The organism is Pseudomonadota bacterium, from assembly GCA_039815145.1.
Classification (GTDB): Bacteria; Pseudomonadota; Gammaproteobacteria; order Steroidobacterales; family JBCBZW01; genus JBCBZW01.
Map to the genome: position 1 here is coordinate 1 of JBCBZW010000157.1, position 10393 is coordinate 10393.

Genomic DNA, 10393 nt, shown 5'->3' on the forward strand with positions numbered 1-10393 from the left:
CGGCGCGCGACCAGGCGTAGGGCGTCTTCCCAAGTGAACACGCCGGCAAGGCACGCGGCCGCGTACTCCCCTACGCTGTGACCGATCAGCAACGCCGGCTGGGCGCCGCGCGCGATCAATGTCCGCGCGAGGCTCATCTCCACGGCGAAAAGCGAGGGCTGCGTATAGCGCGTATCCGCCAGTCGCGTGGCGGCGGCGTCACCTGCGGTGCCGAGTACGTCGAGCAGCGAAAAGCCGGCACAGTCCTTGAGGATCTGCTCGCACGCATCGATCTGCCGGCGGAAGTCAGCGTCGTGCGCGTAGAGTGCCATCCCCATACGCGCCCGCTGGGTGCCCTGGCCCGGGAAGGCGAAGGCGATGCGTGGTTGGCTCAGGTGGAAGCTCGGCCCTGCCGATGGCTGCGGTGGTACGAACACCGATTGTCCGACCTCACCGTTGGCGAACGCTCGTAGCGCCGTCGCGGCAGCGGTGTCCTCCGTGGCAACGATCGCCACTCGCTCATCGAAGCGTGAGCGGCCATGGTTGGCCTGACGGGCAAGTTCGGCAAGCGTCGTCTTCCCCTGGATTAATGCCTCCGCAGCGGCGGCAGCAAGCCTCGCCAGTCCCTCAGGATCACGCTCGGACAACCACAAACCGACCGCTGGCGCTTCGCCAGCACCCGCATCCGGTGATGACGCGCTCCCGGGATACGTTGCTGCCTGCGCTGCCGCGGGTAACGGCGCTTCCTCCAGCACCACGTGGGCGTTGGTACCCCCAAACCCGAAGGAGCTGACGCCCGCCGCGCGCCGACGCTCACCGCGCGGCCAACCCGCCGTGTCCACCTGCACTTCAAGCGTCCCGACAGCAGCGTGACCGGGCTGCGTCAAGGGCGCGTGCGGATTCGGGGTGTCAAAGTGGCACTGCCCGGGCAAGCGCTCGACGGCCAGACTCAGTACGACCTTGATGAGCCCGGCGATTCCAGCCGCGGCTTCCAGGTGCCCAACGTTGCTCTTGACCGATCCGACGCGAAGCGGCGGCGCGCCGTCTCCCGAAGCAAACACGCGCGCCAGCGCCTGCGCCTCGATCGGATCACCGAGGGCGGTCGCCGTGCCGTGCGCTTCGACGTAGTCGAGGTCCTGCGGTTCGAGCCCAGCGCTGGTGAGCGCTGCGCGAATTACGGCCTCCTGCGCATTGCCGTTAGGCGCCGTCAGGCCATTCGACCGGCCGTCTTGGTTGACGGCACTGCCGCGAATCACCGCCATCACCCGATCGCCGTCCGCCAACGCCTGCGAAAGCGCTTTGAGTACCACCACGCCACAGCCCTCGCCCCTGACATAGCCATCGGCGGCGGCATCGAAGGTGCGACAGCGAGCACCGGGGGACAGCATGCCGGCGTCGGCGAACACTTCCGAGAGGTCAGGTGCTAGGAGCAAATTGACGCCGCCGACGAGCGCGGTGGAACATTCCCCTCGCGCCAAACTGGTGCAGGCCTGATGAACGGCGACCAGCGAAGACGAGCAGGCCGTATCGACGGCCACGCTCGGGCCGCGCAGATCGAAGCGATAGGACAAGCGGTTGGCGGCTACACTCAGGGCGTTTCCCGTGCCGGCATGGACGGGCAAGCGCCCCTCAGCATCGCCGCCCTCAGCCGCCAGCAAGCGGGCGTAATCCGGAGAACTGATGCCGATGAAAACGCCCGTATCCGTGCCGGCGAGGGTCTCGGGGGCGATGGCGGCATCTTCGAGGGCGCGCCACGCCGTCTCCAGCAGCAGTCGCTGCTGCGGGTCCGTGCAGCGCGCCTCGCGCGGCGACAAGCCGAACAGCGCGGTCTCGGCAGCGTCGACGTTGAGTAGGAAACCCGCTTCAGCCAGGGCCGGCGTTCGCTCCGCGGCCTCGCGCCAGCGCTCGGCGCCGGGACGCGTGCCTGGCACCGGGACGATGGCATCGATCCCCGCCTGCAGCGCGTCGAACCACGACCAGGCGTCCTCTCCACCGGGGAAGCGTGCCGCCACCCCGACCACCGCGACGGCAGCCGTGCTTGCCGCTGATCGTGGCGCCTCACTTGCCGACCTTCCCTGCTTCGCCGAGCTCAGGTGGACGGCGAGGGCATCGATCGTCGGGTAGTCGTAGAGCAGCGTTGGGGAAAAGTCTCTGCCCAACCACTCGCCGAGGCGGCCGATGAGGCGCACCCCCTCGATGGAATCCAGCCCATAGGCCGCCCAGGGTTCGTCGGCCGCGATCGCCTGCGGTGCCACACCGGCGGCCTGCGCGACCTCGGCGATCAGACGTTGGCGCAGCGCGCGGTGGGTGGATTCTCCATCCACCGCGACAGCTGCGGTGTCCTCGGCGTCTTGTCGTCGCGGCGCACTCCACTGGGCCACCACCGGCAGACTCCCTGCTACCACCTGGTCACGCGTGGCCAGGCGCATCACCTTGCCGCTGGAGGTTCTCGGCAACCCGCCGGGACGGAGCAACAACACCGCCTGGACATCAACCGCATGCGACTCGACCACCGCCCGCCGAATCGCCTTACCGATACGTTCACCATCGACGCGGCGACGCGCAGTACGCGTCACTTCAGCGACGATCACGAGTTGCTCGAGGTCCCCGTCTGAGTCGATACGCGCCGTGTTGCCGGCAACGGCAGCAAGGACATCGCCCGCCACCGAGATGGCCGCCACGGCACCGCCCTGGAGCGCCTCGTCGGCACCGGCGATGCTCTCCTCCACGTCGGCGGGGTAGAGATTGCGGCCGCGCAGGATGATCAGGTCCTTGCAACGCCCGGTCAGGAACAGCTGCCCACCTTCCAGGAATCCGAGGTCTCCGGTGCGCAGATAGCAACCGTCCGCACCGCTGGTGGTGGCCGCGAAAGCCGCCGCCGTCGCCTGCGCATCGCCGTAGTACCCGCCGGCCACCTGTGGACCGCGAACCCACACCTCGCCTACGCGACCTTCACCAAGCACCGCGTCGTCTGACGTGTCCACGATCAGCAGATCATCCACGGTGGGCGCGCCGCACGAGACGATCTGGCGGCCGCCCTCCTCAGCAGTGATGACGCGCCCCTGCTGCAACTCTCCCGCGTCCACGCTCAGCACGCGTGAGCCTGCGCCGCGCGTCCCCCCACTCACGAACAGGGTCGCTTCGGCCATGCCGTAGCACGGGTAGAAGGCCTTGGGATCAAAGCCCGCGGGCGCCAACGCCCGTGCAAAACGCTCCAGAGTGGACGCCCGTACGGGCTCCGCGCCCGTGAAGGCCAGGGTCCAGGAGCGCAGATCGAGTTCCTCCACCGAAGCGGCAGCGGCTGCGTCGGCACACAGCCCGTAGGCGAAGTCGGGCCCTCCGCTGGTGGTCGCGCGATAAGTCGAGATCGCCTCCAGCCAGCGCAAGGGTCGCTGCACGAAGGCGTTGGGCGACATGACGACCGTTTGTGCCCCCAAATAGATCGGCTGCAGGATGCCGCCGATCAGTCCCATGTCGTGATAGGGGGGCAGCCAGGAGACTGAGATCGTCTCCTCCGTGTCGCCAAAGCGCTCTGCCAATGCCCGCGCATTTGCCAGCAGATTCGCGTGGGAGACCTGCACGCCCTTCGGGCTGCCGGTCGAACCCGACGTGAACTGAAGAAAGGCAAGATCAGACGCCGACGGCGCGGCAGGTCTGAAGCCGGCGCTTGCCGTGCCGGTGTCGTTCGCTTCGACATCGAGCCAACGCAAGCGATCCCATGGCTCACTAGGCCGTTCATTCGCAGCCAGGACCCGATGACGCAGGTCCTTGGTGGATAGGACGACGGCAGCATCGGCCCGCTCGCAGATCGCCCGCAGCTTTCCATCGTCCCGCGCGCGCCGCGGAGGCGCCACCGGCACCGCCACGGCACCCGCGCAGAGGCAAGCGAAGAACGCCACGACGAACAGCTCGCCGGGCGGTACCAAAATCAGCACCCGCAGGCTGCGCGCGCGCGCCTCGTTCACCAGTCGTTCGGCGAGCGTGAGGACCCGCTGCTCCAGCGCGCCCAACGTCATCACATGGGCCTCGGTCTCCCCATCCGACAGGAAACGGAACGCGACACGCTCCGGACGGTGCTGCGCTCGCTCACGCAGCACCTGCACGAAGTCCATCGTCATGTTGCCCGCCTCGCTAGCGCGGGCGAGTCTTCCGGTAGGATCCGCCCGTCCTCCATCCGCACGATGCGATCCGCGCAGGCAAAGTACCTGTCGTCGTGGGTGATGGCGACGATCGTCTTACCCGCCCGCGCCAGCTCGGCCAACAAGGTGCGGTAAAACACCTCCTTGAAGCGGGGATCCTGCTCTGCCGCCCACTCGTCGAAGAGGTAGATCGGTCGATCTTCGAGGCACGTGGCCAGCAGCCCGAGGCGCTTACGCTGGCCGCTGGACAGGGCCGTGGTGGAGAAGCTCCGCCCGGTCACCTCGACCTTATGGGTGAGTTCCAGCTGGTCCAGCAAGCGCTGCACCTCGCCTGCAGCGGTGCCCTCTTCCACCGAGGGCCCCAGTAGCTCGTCGAACACGAAACCGTCAGCGAAGACGCCCGAGAACAGCGCCCGGTAGTCGTCTATCGACTCCGCATGCATCGCGCCGTCATCGCTGACGAGGCCGCTCGCCTCGCCGCGCCCGGCACTGATCACGCACCCGTCACGCAGCACTCGACCGCCCGTGATGGGATAGAGTCCGGTCAACACCTTCGCCAGCGTCGACTTGCCGCTGCCGTTACCACCGACGATGAACACCACTTCGCCCGCCCGCAGCTCGAAGTCCACGGGACCCAGCTGGAACGGTGGTTCATCGCCGCGAGCCGGAAACTGGAAGGTCACTTGCTCCAACTGGAGACGCTGAAACCGTGGTCCGTCCGGCGCCTCGGGCAGGGTCCCGTCTCGACTGTACGCCAGGCCTCGCAGATCGAGGCCTAGGGCATCCAGGCGCCCCAGCGCCACGTTCGCCTGCTCCACCTCAGGCACGGCATTCAACAGTCCGCGCAACGGCGTGATCATGAACAGGATCGTCACGGCGTATTTGATCAGCAGCGCGTCGCTCACCGCGGCGACCGCGGGCAGGACGAAGACCAGCGCGCCGATCGCCAGGAAGAATAGCGTGACGCCGAAGGCGCCCGTGATGGCGAAGATGGACGTTCCCTGCACGCGTGCCTCACGAAACCGTTCGGCATCCGCGACAAACAGCTCGTGGAAGAACCGAGTGCGCCAGGGAGCGTGGAGCTTCAGCTCCTTGATGCCGTCGAGCAACGCGCGGAAATGACGGTACAGGGCATCGCGCGACTCGTGCGACTTACGGATCCAGCGCAGCCCTCGAGCCAACAGTATCCGATAGGTAATGCCACCGAGCACGAGGATGCCCATGAGGGCCCCCAACACCGCAGGCGACAGCCACGCGAGATAGGCGAGGCAGCCCGCCAGCACTAGCGCATTCACCCACAGCCCTGCCACCCACGGCGCGGCTCGCGACACGGCATCCACATCGGCGGTCAGAGCGGCGAGCAGGCGCGGCGTGCCGATGCGCTCCAGCGCGGGCAAGGAGGCCTTCAGCATCGCGCCGACCAGCCGTCGCTGCAGGTCCAGCACCACACCCTGGGCCAGACGTACGATCACCATCTGCGACGCCGCCGTCGTCGCCATCACGATGAGCACGACGAGCAGGAAACGCAGGCCGGCGCCGGCGGTGGCTTCGGCGGGGTTCGCGATCGCGACATTCACCAGCGCCAGCATCCCGGCCGAGCCGACACCCGACGCCAGACCGAGCAGGCCCGCGCCAACGAAAGCACGTGGCGAATGCGTCAGCAAAGTGCGCACCACGTTCATGGGATCACCTGGACAGCGGGGTGCTGGGGAACGCGCTGCACGCCTACGACTGCGCGTCCATCTGCTCCCGCAGCGAGCGGGGCCGCATGTCGGTCCAGACCTCTTCTATCCAGGCCAGCACCTCTTCGCGCGATCCCTCTTTGCCGGCATCGCGCCAGCCGGGGGGATTGTCCCGATCGAGAGGCCAGATCGAGTACTGCTCCTCGTGGTTGATGACGGCCTTCACCGGGGTGTTGTCTTCTTCGTCCATTGTTCGCTTGCCTATCTCAGGTGGTAATTGATCAGAAGTCGTGTCAGAGCCGGAAACCGGCCGCGGCGAGGCTGCGCACCGTGTCCTGCACGGCACGCTCGATGATCGCGAGATCCTCGTCGGTGTGCGCCGGGGACAGGGAGCCGCAGTCGCCGCGCAGGTAGATGCCTCGCTCCAACAGATGCAATCGCAGGAGCGGCCCGAGGTCGCTGCCGCCGAGGGGCACGAACCCGAAGCGCGAGGCGAAGTGAGTCATCTCGAGCGGCGCGCCCTCGGCGCGCAGCCAGCCGTTGATGCGCCCGCACAGGTCGGCCGTGCGCTCGCTCAGCTGACGCTGGAAACCCGGACCGACCCGTTCCAGTTCGCCCAGCACGGCACACGCCGCCGCCATCGTCAGCGGATGACCGCCGAAGGTGCTGCCCGCGGCGATGCGATCGCCGGCCACCTCACCGCCTTGCGTGCCCATCCACGGGCCGCCGTCGATGCGATCCAGCAGTTCGCGACGTCCAGCGACGGCGCCCACGGGCAAGCCGTTGGCCAGGGGCTTTCCGTAGACCGCCAGGTCCGCTTCTATGCCGAAGAGGCCTTGGCAACCGCCAGGATGGGCGCGCAGGCCGAAGACGGTCTCGTCAAACACCAGCGGCACGTCCAGGCGCGACGTCAGCTCCCGCAGCAGCGTGAGAAAGGTCGCGGGGTCATCGCCCAAGCGTGCCGCGAGCTGGCTCTGCACGGGCTCGACGAGCACGGCCGCGATCTCACCCGCGTTCAGCGCGATCGTCTCCAAGGCGGTGGGTTCGAGATAGTCGAGCACCAGCAGATCACCTGAGAGCGCCTCGGGCACCCCAGGCGGTGGCTCCCCAGGGTCGAAGGGGTTCGGCGCGAATTGCATCTCATCGGTATTGCCATGATAGGCGCCGCGGAAGACCACCACTTTGCTGCGGCCGGTCGCGGCACGGCAGGCGCGTACGGCCACGATCACCGCCTCCGTCCGCGTGCCCAGGAACGCCACGCGATCCGCCGGGATGAACCGGTGCAGCCGATCTGCGGCCTCAGCGGCGCGCGGCGACGGTGCGCTCAACGCGAAACCGTTGGCAACCTCCTTCGTCAGCGCGTCGCGCAGGAACCTTGGCGCGTGGCCGAACAGCGTCGCACCGAAACTCATGGTGAGATCGATGTAAGCGTTACCGTCCACATCGTACAGGCGAGCGCCCTCGGCACGCTCCGCGAACACCGGATAGGCCACGTCGCGCAAGGACTGCCGATAGCCTGCGACGAAGCGCTCGTCCGCCCATCGGTCGTGACAGGTGCTGGCCAGCGTTCGAGACGCCTTCGTTCGCGACTGATGACGCTGCTTCAACGCATCCAGATAACGCTGCTCCTGCGGCGAGAGCGACGATAGGGAGTCGTAGCGCAAGGCGTCCGCCGGAGACAGCGGCAGCGAGGCGAGCGGTGCGTCCGGGTCGCGCACGGCGGCCTCCAGCAACACCTGGGCGTGTTGCAAGCGAAGCAGCATGCGCTCGCGATCGAACAACTCCGCACTCGCCTCGAGGAAGCCGACGATCTCCTCCCCATCGTCCAGCAGCGACAGCGTCAGATCCGTGCGTGCGGTGAGCCAGTCGACGTGCAGGCCTTCCACAGCCAGGTCGCCCAGGCGCCCCTCGGGTCGGTCGAGGAAACGCTTGTAGGTGAACATCGCCTGGAACACGGGTGTGCGCGAAGCGTCCTCCGGCAACCCGAGCGCCTTCACGAGTTGTGTGAAAGGCACCTCGCCATCCGCGTGCGCGGCGAGCGCTACGCGGCGCGCGCGAAGCATCAGCTCACGGAAGCTCGGATTGCCATCAAGGTCAATCGGCAGTACCAGGAAGTCGTTGAACGGCCCTACGAGTTGCTCCGCCGCCGGATGACGGCGCCCGGCGCTGGACGATCCGATACGCAACTGCTGCTGCCCTGAATACGCGTGCAGCCAGACGGCGTAGAGCGAGAGCAACGCCATGTACAGCGTGACCCCGGAGCCCCGGGCCAGCTCGCGCACCTTGGCCGTCAGCCCCAGGGGCACGCGCACGGGCAGGACGATGCCTTCGAAGGACTTGACCGCCGGTCGCGGGTGATCGGTTTCGAACGCCAACGGTTCGCACGGACCCGCGAGCCGCTGGTGCGCCGCTGCCAAGCGTTCCTGCGCGTCAGCGCTGGCGAGACGTGCCGCGTCGAACGCCACGAGGTCGTCGTACCGCAGGGTGGTGTGATCCGCCTCCTCGGCAGTCGGCGCGCCATCCGCGCCCGCGCTTGTTAACGCCGTCAGGTAGTACTGCTCGATATCGCGCAACATGACCTCACGCGACCATGCATCGAAAGCGAGCTGGTGGCAGACCAGGATGAGTACGTGGTGCGCCGGCTCCAGGCGCAGGAGCGTCGCGCGCATGAGCTGGCCCGACGCCAGGTCGAAGGGAGCAGCGAAGTCTTCCTCGGCCCGCTCGCGCACTGCGTACTCCCGCGCCAGCGTGGGCTGATCGCTGAGGTCCACCTGAGACAAGGCCACCGGCGCGGGCGGCTGAACACGCTTGTTCACGCGTAAGGGCGACAGCTGCTCCACCTCGAACGCCGTTCGCAGCGGTTCGTGACGCCGGTTCACCGCCTCCAGCGCTGACACCAGCGCCTCCACCACCAGAGGTCCGCGCAGGCGACGCGCCGTGACCGTGTGGTAGAAGCGATGCGTCGGCGGCACCTGCGGATTGAGTGTGAACAACCGCTCCTGCGCCGGCGAGAGCGGCCGCTCCACGGGCAGCTCCCGGCGCGCCGGCGGGGTCACCTCCGCCGAATCGCCGTCACCTGCTCGAGCCTCCAGCCACGCGGCGAGCTTCGCCGGTGTCGCCTGCTCGAACAGTTGCACCACGGGGATGTCGCAACCCAACACACTGCGTAGCTGGGTGGCGACGCGGATCGCCGCCAGGGAATGACCGCCGAGTTCGAAGAAATCATCGTGCGCGCCCACGGCGTCGTGGCCGAGCACGCGTCCCATCTCATCGGCGATGAGCCGTTCCATCTCCGTGCGCGGTTCGACGCCATCGCGCGGAGTGGCGGCGTCCGGTGGCTCGGGGAGCGCCCGACGGTCCAGCTTGCCGTTTGCACTCAGCGGCAGCTCGCTCAGCTCGACGAACACGTCCGGACGCATGTAGCCGGGCAACTCGTCTGCCAACCAAGTTCGTAGGTCCGCTTGTGCGCTTTCGATGGCGGGGACGACGTACGCGATCAAACGGGCCGAAGCCCGCTCCGTGCCCTCCTGCAGGCAAACGGCGGCGTTGCGCACGCTGTCGTGTCGCATGATCGTCGCCTCGATCTCGCCGAGCTCGACGCGAAACCCACGCAGCTTTACCTGCGCATCGCGTCGGCCGACAAACTCGAGGCTGCCATCCCCTCGTCGCCGCACGAGATCACCGGTGCGGTAGGCTCTGCCGCCGTCGCCCGCCTCGGCATCGGGCAGGAAGGCCTCGGCGGTGCGGCGCGGACTCGCAAGGTAGCCGTGCGCAAGACCAGCCCCTCCGATGTGCAGCTCGCCCACGACACCCGCGGGCAGACGCCGACCGACGCGGTCCAGCACCTCCAGGCGAGTCCCTGGCAACGGGTAACCGATGGGCGGCAGAGCCTCCCATGCCTGCGGGTCGCCCTCGAGCCGGTGCGCGCACACCACGTGCGCTTCCGTAGGACCGTACTGATTGTCGAGCACGACGCCGGGCAGACGCGTGAACCACCGTCGCATCGCCGGTGACACGCGTAACGCCTCGCCCGCCGTGATCACTTCGCGCAGCGACACGTCGTCGGCCCCCTCACTCACATCCGCCGCCTGCGCGATGGCATCGAGCATGATGCAGGGTGCGAACAGGCGCGTGACACCCTCCGCCTCGATGAGCTCGAGAATCGCGCTTGGATCGCGACGCGTCGACCGCTCAGCGATGACCAGACGAGCACCGGCGACGAGCGTCGAGAGCAGCTCCTGGAAGGCGACGTCGAAGCCGACCGGCGCCAGGGCGAGCGTCACCGCGCAAGCCTCGGCGCCCGAGCGCGCGTTCTGCCAGCGGACGAGGCGCGCGAGCGTGTCCATCGGCAGCACCACGCCCTTCGGCGTGCCGGTGGAGCCGGAGGTGAACAGCACATAGGCGGGTCGCGAGAGCCCGCCACCCTGCTCCACCGGCGGCAACGTCGTCGCGTTATCGGTTGCATCAGGTGCGGGGTCATCCAATGACAGGATCTCTGGCGGCGCACCGGTCGAGGTCGACGGTGCGCGCGAGATCAACTCCTCGAGAAAACTGTTGCTGCTCAGCACCGCCGCCGGCGTCGCGATCTCGAGC

4 protein-coding genes are annotated in these 10393 nt (G+C 68.0%); all 4 read right to left on the reverse strand.

Annotated features, from left to right (window positions below; genetic code table 11):
* A partial coding sequence (locus AAF184_22415) for a beta-ketoacyl synthase N-terminal-like domain-containing protein (GenBank protein MEO0425106.1) occupies positions 1-4097 on the reverse strand: 4097 nt, incomplete at its 3' end.
* Entirely contained in the window at positions 4094-5800 is a 1707-nt protein-coding gene (locus tag AAF184_22420; GenBank protein MEO0425107.1) for a cyclic peptide export ABC transporter, read from the reverse strand. The genes AAF184_22420 and AAF184_22415, both read right to left, overlap by 4 nt.
* Before the next feature lie 43 nt (positions 5801-5843).
* Positions 5844-6050: an MbtH family protein gene (locus AAF184_22425; GenBank protein MEO0425108.1), complete on the reverse strand. Its 207-nt coding sequence runs from the start codon at positions 6048-6050 to the stop codon at positions 5844-5846.
* Positions 6051-6093: 43 nt separating this feature from the next.
* A partial coding sequence (locus AAF184_22430) for an aminotransferase class III-fold pyridoxal phosphate-dependent enzyme (GenBank protein ID MEO0425109.1) occupies positions 6094-10393 on the reverse strand: 4300 nt, incomplete at its 5' end.

Bases quoted from the DNA above. Each gene is read 5' to 3' on its own strand.
- AAF184_22420 (MEO0425107.1), bottom strand. From the start codon at position 5,800: ATGAACGTGGTGCGCACTTTGCTGACGCATTCGCCACGTGCTTTCGTT.
- AAF184_22425 (MEO0425108.1), bottom strand. From the start codon at position 6,050: ATGGACGAAGAAGACAACACCCCGGTGAAGGCCGTCATCAACCACGAG.